Source organism: Pseudomonas sp. GW821-FHT09E12 (assembly GCF_059416085.1).
Genome location: NZ_JBWKOM010000006.1, coordinates 1 through 16,665, shown reverse-complemented (window position 1 = coordinate 16,665; position 16,665 = coordinate 1). Strand labels below are relative to the sequence as shown.

15 protein-coding genes and 1 tRNA gene are annotated in these 16,665 nt (G+C 56.2%); 4 read left to right on the top strand and 12 right to left on the bottom strand.

Annotated elements, in window-relative coordinates; all coding sequences use genetic code 11:
- Positions 1-5: 5 nt before the first annotated feature.
- The 6 genes from iscA to trmJ all read right to left on the bottom strand — a co-directional run bounded on the left by iscA (position 6) and on the right by trmJ (position 4,431).
- Positions 6-329, bottom strand: coding sequence for an iron-sulfur cluster assembly protein IscA (gene iscA, locus AC07PQ_RS18315; protein WP_007929524.1), 324 nt, complete (start codon positions 327-329; stop codon positions 6-8).
- Positions 330-377: 48 nt separating this feature from the next.
- On the bottom strand, positions 378-764 hold the full coding sequence (iscU, locus tag AC07PQ_RS18310; protein ID WP_007929523.1) for a Fe-S cluster assembly scaffold IscU: 387 nt from the start codon (positions 762-764) through the stop codon (positions 378-380).
- A gap of 102 nt (positions 765-866) precedes the next feature.
- Positions 867-2,081, bottom strand: coding sequence for an IscS subfamily cysteine desulfurase (locus AC07PQ_RS18305; protein ID WP_009045441.1), 1,215 nt, complete (start codon positions 2,079-2,081; stop codon positions 867-869).
- Positions 2,082-2,131: 50 nt separating this feature from the next.
- Positions 2,132-2,623 carry a Fe-S cluster assembly transcriptional regulator IscR gene (gene iscR, locus AC07PQ_RS18300; protein WP_009045442.1) on the bottom strand — a complete coding sequence of 164 codons (492 nt, stop codon included), beginning with the start codon at positions 2,621-2,623 and terminating at the stop codon, positions 2,132-2,134.
- Positions 2,624-2,882: 259 nt separating this feature from the next.
- Complete coding sequence (gene cysE / locus AC07PQ_RS18295) at positions 2,883-3,659, bottom strand: serine O-acetyltransferase (RefSeq protein ID WP_007929518.1); 777 nt, start codon at positions 3,657-3,659, stop codon at positions 2,883-2,885.
- Entirely contained in the window at positions 3,652-4,431 is a 780-nt protein-coding gene (trmJ, locus tag AC07PQ_RS18290) for a tRNA (cytosine(32)/uridine(32)-2'-O)-methyltransferase TrmJ (protein WP_007929516.1), read from the bottom strand. The genes cysE and trmJ overlap by 8 nt, the downstream gene beginning before the upstream one ends.
- Before the next feature lie 256 nt (positions 4,432-4,687).
- On the opposite strand from trmJ, the gene suhB reads away from it, so the two are divergent.
- On the top strand, positions 4,688-5,503 hold the full coding sequence (suhB, locus tag AC07PQ_RS18285) for a type III secretion system regulator SuhB (RefSeq protein ID WP_007929514.1): 816 nt from the start codon (positions 4,688-4,690) through the stop codon (positions 5,501-5,503).
- Positions 5,504-5,736: 233 nt separating this feature from the next.
- Here suhB and AC07PQ_RS18280 read toward each other — a convergent pair whose 3' ends face one another.
- From AC07PQ_RS18280 to queA, 6 genes are all read right to left on the bottom strand, one after another.
- A complete protein-coding gene (locus AC07PQ_RS18280; RefSeq protein WP_007929513.1) occupies positions 5,737-6,285 on the bottom strand; it encodes a glycine zipper 2TM domain-containing protein in 549 nt (182 codons plus the stop codon).
- 120 nt (positions 6,286-6,405) lie between these two features.
- Complete coding sequence (gene secF / locus AC07PQ_RS18275; protein WP_007929512.1) at positions 6,406-7,320, bottom strand: protein translocase subunit SecF; 915 nt, start codon at positions 7,318-7,320, stop codon at positions 6,406-6,408.
- A gap of 9 nt (positions 7,321-7,329) precedes the next feature.
- Positions 7,330-9,198, bottom strand: a complete 1,869-nt coding sequence (secD, locus tag AC07PQ_RS18270) for a protein translocase subunit SecD (RefSeq protein WP_007929511.1) — start codon at positions 9,196-9,198, stop codon at positions 7,330-7,332.
- Positions 9,199-9,260: 62 nt separating this feature from the next.
- Positions 9,261-9,596 (bottom strand): preprotein translocase subunit YajC, encoded by a 336-nt coding sequence (gene yajC / locus AC07PQ_RS18265; RefSeq protein WP_007929510.1) that lies wholly within the window; start codon positions 9,594-9,596, stop codon positions 9,261-9,263.
- Positions 9,597-9,643: 47 nt separating this feature from the next.
- Positions 9,644-10,759 (bottom strand): tRNA guanosine(34) transglycosylase Tgt, encoded by a 1,116-nt coding sequence (gene tgt, locus AC07PQ_RS18260; RefSeq protein ID WP_162096445.1) that lies wholly within the window; start codon positions 10,757-10,759, stop codon positions 9,644-9,646.
- 14 nt (positions 10,760-10,773) lie between these two features.
- Entirely contained in the window at positions 10,774-11,823 is a 1,050-nt protein-coding gene (queA, locus tag AC07PQ_RS18255) for a tRNA preQ1(34) S-adenosylmethionine ribosyltransferase-isomerase QueA (RefSeq protein WP_493186163.1), read from the bottom strand.
- A gap of 108 nt (positions 11,824-11,931) precedes the next feature.
- Here queA and AC07PQ_RS18250 point away from each other — a divergent pair.
- The 3 genes from AC07PQ_RS18250 to AC07PQ_RS18240 all read left to right on the top strand — a co-directional run bounded on the left by AC07PQ_RS18250 (position 11,932) and on the right by AC07PQ_RS18240 (position 16,325).
- Positions 11,932-12,016 (top strand) — tRNA-Leu (locus tag AC07PQ_RS18250).
- Positions 12,017-12,154: 138 nt separating this feature from the next.
- On the top strand, positions 12,155-12,670 hold the full coding sequence (locus AC07PQ_RS18245; RefSeq protein WP_493186164.1) for a DUF2059 domain-containing protein: 516 nt from the start codon (positions 12,155-12,157) through the stop codon (positions 12,668-12,670).
- 991 nt (positions 12,671-13,661) lie between these two features.
- The gene (locus AC07PQ_RS18240; protein ID WP_493186165.1) at positions 13,662-16,325 is read left to right on the top strand and encodes a TrlF family AAA-like ATPase; all 2,664 of its coding nucleotides are present in this window, start codon (positions 13,662-13,664) and stop codon (positions 16,323-16,325) included.
- Positions 16,326-16,665: the final 340 nt, after the last annotated feature.

Genomic DNA, 16,665 nt, shown 5'->3' with positions numbered 1-16,665 from the left:
CCGCCTCAGATGTTGAAGCTTTCGCCGCAGCCACATTCACCGCGCACGTTGGGGTTGTTGAACTTGAAGCCCTCGTTCAACCCTTCCTTGACGAAGTCCAGTTCGGTGCCATCCAGGTAGGTCAGGCTTTTCGGATCGATGATCACTTTCTCGCCATGACTCTCGAACACCTGATCGTCTTCACCGATCTCGTCGACGAACTCCAGGACATAGGCAAGGCCGGAACAGCCCGTGGTGCGAACACCCAGACGAATCCCATCACCTTTGCCGCGCCCGTTGAGGGAGCGCCGCACGTGTTGAGCAGCCGCTTCTGTCATGCTGATAGCCATCGTGACTCCTTACTTGTCGCTCAATCTGTGAAAGCTGATCCGCGAAAATCAGATCAGGCCTTTCTTCTGCTTGTAGTCGCGAACGGCGGCCTTGATGGCGTCTTCGGCGAGTACCGAGCAGTGGATTTTCACTGGCGGCAGGGCCAGCTCTTCAGCCAGCTGAGTGTTCTTGATGGTCTCTGCTTCATCCAGAGTCTTGCCTTTCATCCACTCGGTAGCCAGGGAGCTGGAGGCGATAGCCGAACCGCAACCATAGGTCTTGAACTTGGCGTCTTCGATGATGCCTTGTTCGTTGACCTTGATCTGCAGGCGCATCACGTCGCCGCACGCCGGAGCGCCGACCATGCCGGTGCCGACATCAGGATCTTCCGCGTTCATCTTGCCGACGTTGCGCGGGTTCTCGTAGTGGTCGATGACCTTTTCGCTGTAAGCCATGATTCTTAATCCTCACTCATCAGGGCCGCTCTTGAGCCCCTGTAGTTACGCCTGCGTCAGTCGCCGCGTCGCTACAGGAGCTGTACCTGGCGGCTTCTATATTTAGTGTGCCGCCCACTCGATCTTCGAGATATCGACGCCGTCTTTGTACATGTCCCACAGCGGCGACAGAGCGCGCAGCTTGGTCACGGCCTCGCAGACTTTCTGCGCGGCATAATCGATTTCTTCTTCGGTGGTGAAGCGGCCGAAGGTGAAGCGGATCGAGCTGTGTGCCAGTTCGTCGTTGCGGCCCAGGGCGCGCAGTACGTACGAAGGCTCCAGCGAAGCCGAGGTGCAGGCCGAACCGGAGGAAACCGCCAGGTCCTTGAGCGCCATGATCAGCGACTCGCCTTCGACGTAGTTGAAGCTCAGGTTCAGGTTGTGCGGTACGCGGGAGGTCATGCTGCCGTTGATGTACAGTTCCTCCAGGTGCTCAACCTGCTTGTAGAAGCGGTCGCTCAACGCCTTGATGCGCAGGTTTTCGGCAGCCATGTCTTCCTTGGCTACACGGAAGGCTTCGCCCATGCCAACGATCTGGTGGGTGGCCAGGGTGCCGGAACGCATGCCGCGCTCGTGACCGCCGCCGTGCATGGTCGCTTCGAGGCGAACCCGCGGCTTGCGGCTGACGTACAGCGCACCGATACCCTTAGGACCGTAGGTCTTGTGGGCGGAGAAGGACATCAGGTCGACTTTCAGCGCCTGCAGGTCGATGTCGACCTTGCCGGTGGACTGAGCCGCGTCGACGTGGAACAGAATGCCTTTGGAACGAGTCAGTTCGCCAATGGCGGCGATGTCGTTGATGGTGCCGATTTCGTTGTTCACGTGCATGATCGAAACCAGGATGGTGTCGTCGCGCAGGGCGGCTTCAACCATGGCCGGAGTGATCAGGCCGTCTTCGCCCGGCTCGATGTAGGTGACTTCGAAGCCTTCACGCTCGAGTTGGCGCATGGTGTCCAGGACAGCCTTGTGCTCGATCTTCGAGGTGATCAGGTGTTTGCCCTTGGTGTGGTAGAAATGCGCGACCCCCTTGATTGCCAGGTTGTCGGACTCGGTGGCACCGGAGGTCCAGACAATTTCACGCGGGTCGGCATTGACCAGGTCAGCCACTTGGCGACGGGCATTTTCCACCGACTCTTCGGCTTTCCAGCCGAACACGTGGGAGCGGGACGCCGGGTTACCGAAGTTTCCGTCGACCAGCAGGCATTCACTCATCTTTTGCGCGACACGCGGATCAACCGGGGTGGTCGCTGAGTAATCAAGGTAAATCGGCAATTTCATGGACTCTCTCCTAAATCAGGCTGGCTGGCGTGCCGCTAGCTCTTTGGCTGTCATTCGACGGCGGACGCTTCAATCTTGTCCAGGTGCTGCGCCTTGCCATTACAGCGGCGCTGATCCTGACGCTGGGCTACTTCTTGCACCTCACGGCGAGTCACAAGGTCAGCCAAGCTGATACCGCTCAGAAATTCGTGAATCTGCAGGCTCAGATCGCACCACAGGTGGTGGGTCAGACAGGTGTCGCCGGAATGGCAATCGCCCTGGCCCTGGCATTTGGTTGCATCGACCGACTCGTTCACCGCATCGATCACCTGGGCCACCTGAATGCCTTGCATGTCACGCGACAGCTGGTAGCCACCGCCTGGACCACGCACGCTGGACACCAGATTGCTGCGGCGCAGCTTGGCGAAGAGCTGTTCGAGATAGGACAGGGAGATGCCTTGGCGCTCAGAGATATCGGCCAGGGACACCGGCCCATGTTGCGCGTGCAACGCCAAGTCAAGCATGGCTGTTACCGCGTATCGGCCTTTTGTAGTCAGTCGCATGGACAAGTACCACGGAGTGTTTCGGGATGGGAGCGAGTATGCAATTCCCGAGTAATTAAGTCAACTATAAGACCTACTACTTTAGTCAGGTTTACCCGCAAAAGAGCGCGCGAATCATAGCAAAGTCTGCAGGGTAATGGCACGCCCTGGATTTGCTCGGTGACTAATGGGTCGCCAACACCCTTTTGGGCGCTGCACGAGCCGGCTCACTTCGACAAAGCAAGCCAGCTCGCGATCAACGCCAAAGCGCCAGAAAGGCTCAGCCGACCTGGCTGTCACCCTTGTCCTTGACGCCCGCAAAATCCTCATCGCGCAGCGCCGGCAGATCCTTGGCACAGTAGTTACTGCCCAGATCCTTCAAGGCCCCGCACATCCCCTCCAGACGCCCATCGACGGCCTGCAGGTGATCGAGCAACTGGCCAATGGCCCGCGCCACCGGGTCCGGCATGTCCTCGCTGACCCCATAGGCGTCAAAACCGAGCTTCTCGGCCATGGCCTTGCGCTTGGCTTCCTGCTCGTCATCGGACTTGACGATGATGCGCCCGGGAATACCCACCACCGTGGCGCCCGCCGGCACCGCCTTGGTCACCACCGCATTGGAGCCGACCTTGGCGCCCGCCCCTACAGTGAACGGCCCCAGCACCTTGGCGCCCGCCCCCACTACCACACCGTCTTCCAGGGTTGGATGACGCTTGCCCTTGTTCCAACTGGTGCCGCCCAGGGTCACGCCCTGATAGAGGGTGACGTCGTCACCGATCTCGGCGGTCTCGCCAATGACGATGCCCATGCCGTGGTCGATAAAGAAACGGCGACCGACCTTGGCCCCCGGATGAATCTCGATCCCGGTCAACCAGCGCCCGAAGTTCGACACCAGGCGCGCCAGCCACTTCCAACCCATGCCCCACAACGCGCCGGACAGGCGATGAATCCAGATGGCGTGCATGCCCGGGTAGCAGGTCAGGACCTCGAACGCGTTACGCGCCGCCGGGTCACGATGGAAAACACTCTGGATATCTTCACGCAAACGCTCAAACATCATCATTCTTCCGCTTAAGGAGCTCGCCACGGGCCGCTTTCTGGGTCTCCGTGAGGATGCCACGCAAAATATTCATTTCCGCCCGGCTCACCGAGCTGCGTCCGTACAACCGGCGCAGGCGCGCCATCAAGTGCCGTGGCTTTTCCGGATCGAGGAAGTCGATGGCCACCAGCGTCTGCTCCAGATGCTCGTAGAACCGCTCCAGTTCATCCATGGTCGCCAGCTCATCACTGCGCGGCGACGCCACTTCATCCTTCTCGACCTTGCTCGGCTGGCCTTCGGCCGCCAGCCAGGACATACGCACTTCATAAGCCAGTACCTGCACCGCCGTCGCCAGGTTCAGCGAGCTGAACTCCGGGTCCGAAGGGATATGCACGTGAAAATGACATCGCTGCAATTCGTCATTGGTCAGGCCGGAATCCTCACGACCGAAGACCAAGGCAATTTCGGCACCCTGCCCTGCCTCCTGCACCACCTTGACCCCGGACTCCCGGGGATCGAGCAACGGCCAGGGAATACGCCGGTCACGGGCGCTGGTGCCAAACACCAGGGTGCAGCCGGCCAGGGCATCTTCCAGGGTGGCGACGACCTGAGCGTTTTCCAGAATGTCGGTAGCGCCGGAGGCGCGCGCATCGGCCTCATGGGACGGGAAAATCCGCGGCTCGACCAGCACCAGCCGCGACAGCCCCATGTTCTTCATGGCACGCGCAGCACCACCGATGTTCCCGGGATGACTGGTATTGACCAGGACGACACGAATGTTCTGCAGCAAGGGAGGCGCTCTCGGACACGGGAAAGGGGAGCAAATCTTACAGAACAGCCAGCGCTCCCGCCTCAAAAATAACTGCTTCTGGATCGCACCTTATAGAAGCCGACCAGCTCCAGACGAACCGCCACTCGTCAAAATGTGCACGTATTTACGGACACGGGCGGCAGTTCAAGGCAAGCGGAGCGAATGTCGACCTTCATCTGCAAAAGTTTTCTGCTAGAATGCTCGGCTTTCTTTAACAACCTTAGGTGACCTATCCATGCAGCCAATGCTGAATATCGCGCTGCGCGCCGCCCGCAGCGCCAGTGAACTGATTTTCCGCTCCATCGAGCGCCTGGATACCATCAAGGTCGACGAAAAAGACGCCAAAGACTACGTATCCGAAGTTGATCGCGCTGCCGAGCAGAAGATCATCGACGCATTGCGCAAAGCCTACCCGACTCACGGCATTCTCGGCGAAGAAACCGGTCTGCACGCTGGCAGCGGCGAAGGCGAAGACTACCTGTGGATCATCGACCCGCTGGACGGCACCACCAACTTCCTGCGCGGCATTCCTCATTTCGCTGTCAGCATCGCCTGCAAATACCGCGGTCGCCTGGAACACGCCGTGGTTCTGGACCCGGTGCGCCAGGAAGAATTCACCGCCAGCCGTGGTCGCGGCGCCCAACTGAACGGTCGTCGCCTGCGCGTTAGCGGCCGCACCAGCCTGGACGGCGCCCTGCTGGGTACCGGCTTCCCGTTCCGTGACGACCAGATGGACAACCTCGACAACTACCTGGGCATGTTCCGCGCCCTGGTCGGCCAGACCGCCGGCATCCGCCGTGCCGGTGCTGCCAGCCTGGACCTGGCCTACGTGGCTGCCGGTCGTTTCGACGCCTTCTGGGAGTCGGGCCTGTCCGAGTGGGACATGGCTGCGGGCGCCCTGCTGATCCAAGAAGCCGGCGGCCTGGTGAGCGACTTCACCGGCGGTCACGACTTCCTGGAAAAAGGCCACGTGGTTGCCGGCAACACCAAATGCTTCAAGGCGGTCCTCACCGCTATCCAGCCGCACCTGCCGGCTTCGCTGAAGCGCTAAACGCCAGCGACAAAAAAGCACCCCTCGGGGTGCTTTTTTTATGCCTGGGATTTGTCGGAAACCACTCTTTCCGTAGGAGCGAGGCTTGCCCGCTATCTGGGCGCTGCGCTGTATCAGCCTCATTCGGGGTTGAAGCTATCGCGGGCAAGCCTCGCTCCTACAGAAGCAAACCCAAGCCACAGGCAATAAAAAAGCACCCCGCAGGGTGCTTTTTTTGATTGACGCCGAAAGGCTTATTGCACCGGCTGGTTCTGGCCCAGGATCAACTGACCTTCCTTGTTGACCGGAATCTGGCTACCTGGATCACGATCCATACGCACCTGACCCTGCTTGCCGTTCAGCTCATACTTCACGTCATAACCCACGACCTTTTCACTGATGTCGTTGACCGTGTTGCAGCGAGTCTGAGTGGTGGTGTAGGTGTCACGCTCCTGCATGCCTTCCTGCACCTTGTTACCCGCGTAACCACCGCCGACCGCACCGGCGACCGTGGCGATCTTCTTGCCTGTACCGCCGCCGATCTGGTTACCCAGAAGGCCACCGGCCAGCGCACCGACCACCGTACCGGCGATCTGATGTTGATCCTTCACCGGAGCCTGACGGGTCACGGTGACGTCCTTGCACACTTCACGCGGTGTTTTGATCTGTTGTTTGACCGGCTGAACTGCCAGCACCTGCGCATACTCAGGGCCACTATTGACCAGCTTGTAGGTGGCAACAGCCCCCCCAGCAGTCACAGCGACGGCACCTAATACCGCACCAACTAGCATCGACTTGTTCACGTGAACCTCCTGACCATCACAAGCGGGACAAGCCCGCGCTTCTCCCAGCCTTGGAGCATAAAAAAAGGCGCGAGTTCAATACTCGCGCCTTTTCGACTACTTGGCGGGAAGGGAAAACCGTTATGGACGGTCGTCGACTTCCTTCTCGGTATTGGCCGGAGGAATCAAATCCTCGCTGCTCAGGTTCAGCCAGATCAGCACCACGTTGGCGATGTAGATCGACGAGTAGGTACCTGCCAGGACACCGACGAACAAGGCGATGGAGAAGCCCCACAGGTTGTCGCCACCGAAGAACAGCAGTGCCGCGATCGCCAGCAGAGTGGAGATCGAGGTCGCCATGGTGCGCAACAGGGTCTGAGTGGTCGAGATGTTGATGTTCTCGATCAGGCTGGCCTTGCGCAGCACACGGAAGTTCTCACGCACCCGGTCGAACACCACGATGGTGTCGTTGAGCGAGTAGCCGATGATCGCCAGTACCGCCGCCAGCACCGTCAGGTCGAAGGTGATCTGGAAGAACGACAGGATACCCACGGTCACCACCACGTCGTGGATCAGGGAGACGATGGCGCCGACCGCGAACTTCCACTGAAAGCGGAAGGCCAGGTAGATCAGGATGCCGCCCAGCGCCATCAGCATGCCGAGGCCGCCCTGGTCGCGCAGCTCTTCACCCACTTGCGGGCCGACGAACTCGACGCGCTTGACCTGCGCCGGGTTGTCGCCGCCGGTCTTCTGCAGCGCCTCCGCCACCTGGTGGCCCAGTTGCGGGTCTTCACCCGGCATCCGCACCAGCAGATCGGTGGTCGCACCGAAGCTTTGCACGATCGCTTCGTGATAGCCGGACTCGCTCAGTTGAGCACGAACCTTCATCACATCCGCCGGACGCTCGTAGGTCAGCTCGATGAGCGTACCGCCGGTAAAGTCCAGGCCATAGTTCAACCCCTTGTGGAACCAGCTGAACAGCGCCAGAACGGTCAGGAGCAAAGTGACGCCGAACGCAACGTTCCGCACGCCCATGAAGTTGATAGTACGTAACATGGCAGCCCCTTAAATCCACAACTTCTTGAAGTCACGACCGCCGAAGATCAGGTTGACCATCGCGCGGGTCAGCCAGATGGCCGTGAACATCGAGGTAAAGATCCCGAGGGACATGGTCACCGCAAAGCCTTTGACCGGGCCGGTGCCCATGGCAAAGAGAATCCCGCCGACCAGCAATGTGGTCAGGTTGGAGTCGAGAATCGCGGTGAATGCCCGGCCGAAGCCTTCGTTGATTGCCCGCTGCACGGTCATGCCGGCGGCGATCTCTTCACGTATCCGCGAGAAGATCAGTACGTTGGCGTCCACCGCCATACCCATCGTCAGCACGATACCGGCGATACCCGGCAGGGTCAGCGTAGCCCCCAGCAAGGACATCAGGGCCAGCAGCAGCACCATGTTCAGCGCCAGCGCCACGGTGGCGATGATGCCGAAGAAACGGTAGATGGCGATGATGAACAGCGACACGAACAGCATGCCCCACAGCGACGCATCGATACCCTTGGTGATGTTGTCGGCACCCAGGCTCGGGCCAATGGTGCGCTCTTCGGCGAAGTACATCGGCGCGGCCAGGCCACCGGCACGCAGCAGCAGCGCCAGCTCGGAGGACTCGCCCTGGCCGTTCAGGCCGGTGATGCGGAACTGGCTACCCAGCGGCGACTGAATGGTCGCCAGGCTGATGATCTTCTTCTCTTCCTTGAAGCTCTGCACCGCGACGTCTTTCTCGACACCGTCGACCACTTGCTTGGTGTAAGTGGTGGTCGGCTTCTGCTCGATGAAGATCACCGCCATGCTGCGACCGACGTTGCTGCGGGTCGAACGGCTCATCAGCTCGCCGCCGTGACCATCGAGCTTGATGTTCACCTGTGGACGACCATGCTCGTCGAAGCCCGCCTGGGCGTCGGTCACCTGGTCACCGGTGATGATCAGGCCACGCTCGATCAGCGCAGGAGGACGATTGCCTTCACGGAACTCGAAAGACTCGGAAGTGGCTTTCGAAGCGCCCGGCTCAGCGGCCAGACGGAACTCAAGGTTGGCCGTCTTGCCCAGGATACGCTTGGCTTCAGCGGTGTCCTGCACGCCCGGCAGCTCAACCACGATACGGTTGGCACCCTGGCGCTGAACCAGAGGCTCGGCAACACCCAGCTCGTTGACGCGGTTACGCACCGTGGTCAAGTTCTGCTTGATGGAGTATTCACGGATTTCCGCCAGCTTGGCCGGGGTCATCGCCAGACGCAGCACCGCCTGACCATTGAGGTCGGCCGGAACAATGTCGAAATCGTTGAAGTTCTTGCGGATCAGCGCACGGGCCTGTTCACGGGTCGCTTCGTCGCTGAAGCCCAGTTGAATGGCACCGCCCAGCTGCGGCAGGCTGCGATAGCGCAGACGCTCTTTACGCAGCAGGCTCTTCACATCGCCTTCGTAGACTTTCAGGCGGGCGTCGAGGGCTTTTTCCATGTCCACTTCCAGCAGGAAGTGCACACCACCGGACAAGTCCAGGCCCAGCTTCATCGGATGCGCGCCGAGGTTGCGCAGCCATTGTGGGGTGGTTTGTGCCAGGTTCAATGCAACGACGTAGTCGTCACCCAGGGCCTTGCGCACGACGTCCTTGGCTGGAAGCTGGTCTTCCTGCTTGGTCAGACGCAACAGCCCGCCCTTGCCCTTGGCCGCGATGGTCGCTGCCTTGACGTTGATCCCGGCGTCGGTGAGCGCTTTGCTCGCACGATCCAGATCCGCCTGAGTGACCTGCAACGCGGTGCTCGCGCCGCTGACCTGAATGGCCGGATCATCAGGGTATAGATTGGGAGCGGAATAAATAAAACCGATCGCCAGCACCGCCAGGATCAGTACGTATTTCCACAGAGGGTATTTGTTCAGCATCACGCCGCCCGTTTATGAAGCGGGGCGCCTTGCGCGCCCCGTCGATTGGTAAAAGTTGAAACTTAGATCGCCTTCAGCGTGCCTTTTGGCAGCGTGGCAGCGATAGCGCCTTTCTGAAACTTCATCTCGATAGTGTCGGAAACTTCCAGCACTACGAAGTCGTCGGTCACTTTGGTGATCTTGCCGGCGATACCGCCAGTAGTCACAACTTCGTCACCTTTCTGCAGGCTGCCCAGCAGGTTCTTTTGCTCTTTGGCGCGCTTGGCCTGCGGACGCCAGATCATCAGGTAGAAGATGACCAGGAAACCGACCAGGAAAATCCACTCAAAGCCAGTGCCGGCGGGGCCAGCAGCAGGTGCAGCAGCATCAGCCATTGCAGTCGAGATAAAAAAGCTCATGTAACACTCCGGATAATTGCAAAAGTGGGTCTAAACGTCTTTAGAACTTATTCTAAAGGCGGCACGGGCAACCCGCGTTTGGCATAGAAGGAATCGACAAAGGCGGCCAATGTACCCTGTTGAATAGCCTCGCGCAAACCAGCCATAAGCCGTTGGTAATGACGCAAATTATGGATGGTATTGAGCATGCTCCCCAGCATTTCGCCGCACTTGTCCAGATGATGCAGATAAGCACGGGAGAAGTTCTGGCAGGTGTAGCAATCGCAAGTCGGATCCAGCGGCGAATCATCATGGCGATGGAACGCGTTGCGGATCTTCAGCACGCCAGTGTCAATGAACAGGTGCCCATTGCGGGCATTACGGGTTGGCATCACGCAATCGAACATGTCCACACCGCGGCGCACACCCTCAACCAGATCTTCCGGCTTGCCAACACCCATAAGGTAACGAGGTTTGTCTGCTGGCATCTGGCCTGGCAGGTAGTCCAGTACCTTGATCATCTCGTGCTTGGGCTCGCCCACCGACAGGCCGCCAATGGCCAGGCCATCGAAGCCGATCTTGTCCAGGCCTTCCAGGGAGCGCATGCGCAGGTCCTGGTGCATGCCACCCTGGACGATGCCGAACAGCGCCGCCGTATTGTCGCCATGGGCGTTCTTCGAGCGCTGGGCCCAGCGCAGCGACAGCTCCATGGACACCCGTGCGACGTCTTCGTCGGCCGGGTACGGGGTGCATTCGTCGAAGATCATCACGATGTCCGAGCCCAGGTCGCGCTGGACCTGCATCGACTCTTCCGGGCCCATGAAGACTTTGGCGCCGTCGACCGGCGAGGCGAAGGTCACGCCCTCCTCCTTGATCTTGCGCATGGCGCCCAGGCTGAACACCTGGAAACCGCCGGAGTCGGTGAGGATCGGGCCTTTCCACTGCATGAAATCATGCAGGTCGCCGTGCTTCTTGATCACTTCGGTGCCCGGGCGCAGCCACAGGTGGAAGGTGTTGCCCAGGATGATTTCGGCGCCGGTGGCGACGATATCCCGCGGCAGCATGCCCTTGACCGTGCCGTAGGTGCCCACGGGCATGAAGGCCGGGGTTTCCACGGTGCCGCGGGGGAAGGTCAGACGACCGCGACGAGCCTTGCCATCGGTGGCGAGCAGCTCGAAAGACATACGACAGGTGCGACTCATGCTTGATCCTCAGGGCCGCGTGGCGCGGGATTGCGGGTGATGAACATCGCATCACCGTAGCTGAAAAAGCGGTATCCATGCTCGACGGCAGCCTTGTAGGCGGCCATGGCTTCGGGATAACCGGCGAACGCCGAAACCAGCATCAACAGCGTGGATTCGGGCAAATGGAAGTTGGTGACCAGAGCATCGACCACATGGAACGGCCGGCCCGGGTAGATAAAGATGTCGGTATCGCCGCTGAACGGCTTGAGCACGCCATCGCGCGCCGCGCTTTCCAGGGAACGCACGCTGGTGGTCCCCACCGCCACCACCCGACCGCCGCGCGCACGGCAGGCAGCCACCGCATCCACCACGTCCTGGCTGACTTCCAGCCATTCGTTGTGCATATGGTGATCTTCGATGCGCTCCACCCGCACCGGCTGGAAGGTCCCGGCGCCGACATGCAGGGTCACGAACGCGGTCTCGACGCCCTTGGCGGCAATCGCCTCCAGCAGCGGCTGGTCGAAGTGCAGCCCCGCGGTCGGCGCGGCCACCGCGCCCAGGCGCTCGGAATACACGGTCTGATAACGCTCGCGGTCCGAGTCTTCGTCCGGGCGGTCTATATAAGGAGGCAACGGCATATGGCCGACGCGCTCCAGCAGCGGCAACACTTCCTCGGCAAACCCCAGCTCGAACAGGGTGTCGTGGCGGGCCAGCATCTCGGCCTCGCCACCGCCGTCGATGAGGATCTTCGAACCCGGTTTCGGCGACTTGCTGGAGCGCACATGGGCCAGCACACGGTGGCTGTCGAGCACCCGCTCCACGAGGATTTCCAGCTTGCCGCCGGAGACCTTCTGGCCAAACAGGCGCGCCGGAATCACCCGGGTATTGTTGAACACCATCAAGTCGCCCGGGCGCAAATGCTCAAGCAAATCAGTGAATTGACGGTGGGCCAGGGCGCCAGTGAGCCCATCCAGGGTCAACAGGCGACTCGCGCGACGCTCGGCCAGGGGGTGGCGGGCGATCAGCGAATCAGGGAGCTCGAAGGTAAAGTCAGCAACACGCATGATGGGGTTCGTCTAGCAGGGCCGGAAAGTTTAGCGGAAATAGCCAAAATTGACCATGAAACCTGATTGACCAACGGTAGGCACGTCTCTATACTTCGCCGCCATTGAGCCCTGATGGCGGAATTGGTAGACGCGGCGGATTCAAAATCCGTTTTCGAGAGAAGTGGGAGTTCGAGTCTCCCTCGGGGCACCAACACAATGAAGAAAGGCCTTGATTATCAAGGTCTTTTTTTTCGTCTGGCGTAAATATGGCGTAACGGTCGCGGCTGCTTACATCGATAGTAGGTAAGTTCGGGCGATTCAACACAACGACAATGGCAGGAGCGGGATCATGGCTGGATCGAGAAGGAACGAGATCATCATCGCCCTCATTGGCTTAATTGGAATCGCTGTTTCGAACTGGGACAAGATCTTCCCGACCACAGCGAACAACCCTGTGCCCAGCGACGATATTAACGTCCAGGCGAGATACTACGTAGAGACCACGGGCTTCCGATCGGGCCTGGAAGCAATCGAAAAATCGAGAGCTGAGCGCTACCGACGTGAGTTCAAGCTGTCCTCCGAAACGGTGGACTGCATGATCGATATGGGCATCCCCACCACTCAACTGGTCGAAATTGCTACGAACGTTCTGAAGGCACACTTCACTGTCGACGAACTGAAAGAACTTAACCGCATCGAATCAACTCCTGTCATGCGCAGAGTTGCAGAAAAGCAACCCGCGATTGCATTAGACCTCGTCAAGGGAATCGAGGACGCCGCCGAGAGAGCGCGTCGACGGAATTTGGCGATCGCAGGTGGCGAACGTAAGGTCGCCCAACGAGATACGGCTTGCCCAGCGCAGTAGATCTGGTTGCGAGTACCGAACGCTACAAAGCTCTGGAATGGGTGGCTGCGCATAGGCCGTAACTCTCAAATGTGCAGCGCGTGAATCTGCGTGCGGCACACACCCTACGCGACGAAAAATAATTCCCCTGCCCTATGCTCAAAAGCGCGTAAGAAGTGTAAGTGAGAGATGTAGATTCTCTGAATCCCTTATAGATAGAGGGATAGAGGTCTCTCTATTACTGTAAGTGAACTGTCGGAAGGCTGTTTTTACCTAACAGTTGGCACCTGTAAGTAGAAATTCTCCCAAGCCCCTGATCTACAAGGCTTTCAGCGCAGTCAAAATTCCCCATACAGTTTCCTACACTCACACTGTAAGCGGCGATCCCCAATGAATCCGGGGTGTGGAGCCGTTTTCTGACACACCCAACACCACTTACACGTTTGGAAGGGACTACCCAGGAAAGTGTTTTTGGTGATCGACCAGGCTTGGCAGTGATCCGCTCCTGAACTTCGGCGCTGTGTGTGAGACTTTGAAACGCATCAAATAGCCCGCAACCCTTGATCTGTGCGGGCTGCAGCGAAATTCTGCGTCCCGCGAAGTCAGCCAGGTTTCACGTGTAAAAGACCTACGCCCGCCGTTAAAACCTGCTGAAACCCGAGTTTTCAAAGTCTTCGACCAATCAAACCGGGCACTTCAGCGACCCTCCCCCCGCTGCCGCTCCCTGCACCTCTGTGCAAGCGCGCTGCATTTCTCTTCAAAACTTTGCACATTGTGAAACGCCCGCCTTGCTGCGAAGCCCCACGGCCCGCCTGGGCTGCAGGATCATTTTCACTACATCCCGATTTGCACAAAAAAAGGACGTAAAGCCCGTCGGCGGGAGGGGGATAAGTGCTTTTTTTGCGAAAATTTTTTAGGCGACACGTATTTCTTTGCTCTGCATGCATTCTGGCAAAAGGCCATGTGTAAGCTACATTTCCAAGGACATCTCCCGAAAAAGCTGAGGAATTTTATGATTGGTTCGATTTGGAACAAATGGGACTTACATCTTCACTCTCCGCTGACCAATCTCAGCAACAACTTCGGAAGTGCAACCCTCAGCGACTACGCGAAAGCTATCAAAGCCGCTAACTTGTCGGTAGTCGGCGTGACGAACTACTTCTACTTCAAAGAAAATGAACTAGAACGAATCAGAGCAGCCCTACTAGAGGAAAACTCCACGGCCACTGTATTCGGGAATGTTGAATTTAGAATCACGCAATCAAACAAAGATGGTGAATGGATCAACTTGCACGTGATATTCGCAGAGCATCTGACCACACTACAAATCAACGAACACCTGTCCAAATACAAAGTCCAAAACACAACAACTAACGGGAAGGTTATTTGGTGCTCTGAGCAATCTATTAGAACATCTGGTTTAGATGCCGGACAAATCGTCATCGACCCTCAAAACTTAATAAACCATTTGACCAGTGCCTTAGAGCCCGGAAGGGATTTTTTTATTGCAATGTGCCCAAATGGTTATGGTGGCTTTCAGCCAAACAGAACAGACGGAAGATCCTTAGCAGTAGCATTGGAAATAGAAAAATTAGGACATGTTATTTTCGGCCGACCTAGAGATCGAGATTTTTTTCTGGACACGAATCGCACAGTCGATGCGTTGGCCAAGCCTGTTTTTAATTGCTCAGACGCACATGCACTCGAGCATATTGGCAGTAAATACACTTGGGTCAAAGCAAAACCAAACTTCCAAGGACTGCGTCAAACGGTATTCGAACCATCGGATAGAGTTCAGCAAACAGATGACTTTACCGAGCGAAACTTTATCAAGCCATACTTCAGCAAAATATCTATTTATGGGAAAATTTTCAATGACAGCGAGCTTTGCTTCAAGCGCCAAGACATACCGCTAAATCCGAACATGGTTGCCATAATCGGTGGGCGCGGGACAGGAAAAAGTTTGTTTTTAGACGCAATGTTTTCCAAGCTGGGCAACTGTCAAGGCACTGAGCGAGTGAGAGGAGTTGCCGTGGAGGAACTCACTATTACTATAAATCAAGGAGGTGCTCAGGGCGGGGAAATCGAGTTCAACGATTTGGCTGACGGCTCTTATTCCTACCTACACGTCTCTCAAGGTAAAATTCATGATTTCAGTAAAAATCCATCTACTTTGAGCGATGAGATAAAGCGGATGCTTGGCATCCGCTTTCATACATACGACCCTGTTGCCACTCAAGAGCTTACTGAAATATTAGGAGCATATCGGGCGTTCGTAGAATTTTGGAACGCCACAGACGCTAACAGTGTGCCAATCAATAAGCCAAATTACCAGAAAGCGCTAATTGAGAAAAATACGCAGTTAATATCAACACTTACGAATCCCCAAAACAACGCGCTTATAGAAAGATACCAGCAAAATTCAAGTACGATTAATGAGAAAAACGCTTTTATCAGCCGGTCAAAAGAAATCAAATCTGAAATTGAAAGAAGCGTCTTGCTGATAAACACAAGAGTCGCTGAATATAACAATTATCGAGACTCTATAATTAAATCTCCATTTGCAACAATTAACGATATCCTGCAAGTTTTGACATCCAACATAACCGCATCTGAGACAAGCCTTATAGATCTGAATAGAGATAACGACTCAATTCGCAAGGAATTTGCAGAGCAAGGTATAAACCAAGATATTTCTTCGCTTTTAAGTAAAATATCTGAGTACCAATACATTATTGACCAAGCAAAAAACAAGCTTGATGAGATCGAAACAAAAACTCAAGAATATCACTCTTATGTCGCGCGTCGAGGCGAGTTATCGGGACAATACAACTCGTATATTGAAAACATGCGAATTGATGTGGACGCAGCCTTTGGCAGACTTCAGCAAGCCAACCCCGACTGGAATGATGAGCAGAACAAACTAGTTCAAAGCATGCTTTCAGACATAAATATTATAGGTGAAACAGTTTTTAATATCGGATCCTTTTACTCAGGATTAGAACGTTGTATTAACAGAGGGAAATTTAGAGGATCAGCTGAAAAAACATCGCTCGAAAAACTCCAGCTCACTTTTGGGGTATCCAACAAAGAAGACTTTTTTCGATTACTCTCCGGGCATAAAATGATCACCGTTGATGAAACGCTTGTGAGCATTGAAGAGTTTTTTTGGAAAGACGAATACTTCAACCAAGGGGGCAGATATGAACTGATTAACTATCTATTCTCCCCTGAAAGCATAAAAAGCTTTTTATACGTTAATGCAGACTTCACCTATAAGGGGCGCCCGGTCAATAGACTTTCGGTGGGTCAAAGAGGTACATTCTATGTATGCTTAAAGCTTGCTACGGACCCGTTTGGCAGTCCCTTTATCTTTGATCAACCAGAAGACGACCTAGATAACGAGTTCATCGTAAATCAGCTAGTTCCGCTATTTAATATTATAAAAAAATACAGGCAAGTTATAATTGTTACGCACAATGCTAACTTGGTGGTTAACTCTGACGCGGAGCAAGTAATCGTTGCAAGCAATGACGGCGAATTAATCTCATATTATGCAGGAGCGCTTGAGGACGGCGATGTCAAAAGCGAGAAAGGCATCAGATCTAAAGTATGCTCAATTTTGGAAGGAGGACATAGAGCATTCGAAAAGCGCGAGCAGAAGTATGGAATCTAAATGGGTGAGCATGTGGATTAAAAAATCCACATGCTTCTTTCTGCACTTAGTAGGTGATTGCCTTCAATCTAATCAGGCGTTCCGAAACTTCTATGGATCGCAAAGTAAATTGCTCTACATCTGAAGGAGTTGGGGTGGATTTATCCGCATGTGTATGCTGTGCGAGCTGCCTATTCATCATTTTCAGAATATCCAGAACCTCACATACCATTTGGAATAGATTCACATCATCAGAACCAATCCAGTTTTTCGGCGCTTGCAGGTGAATCGCCCCGGGTTTCGTAGACACCTCTTTGCCTTAAACTGAGGCCAATCAGGAGGTGCCATGAGCAACCCGCGT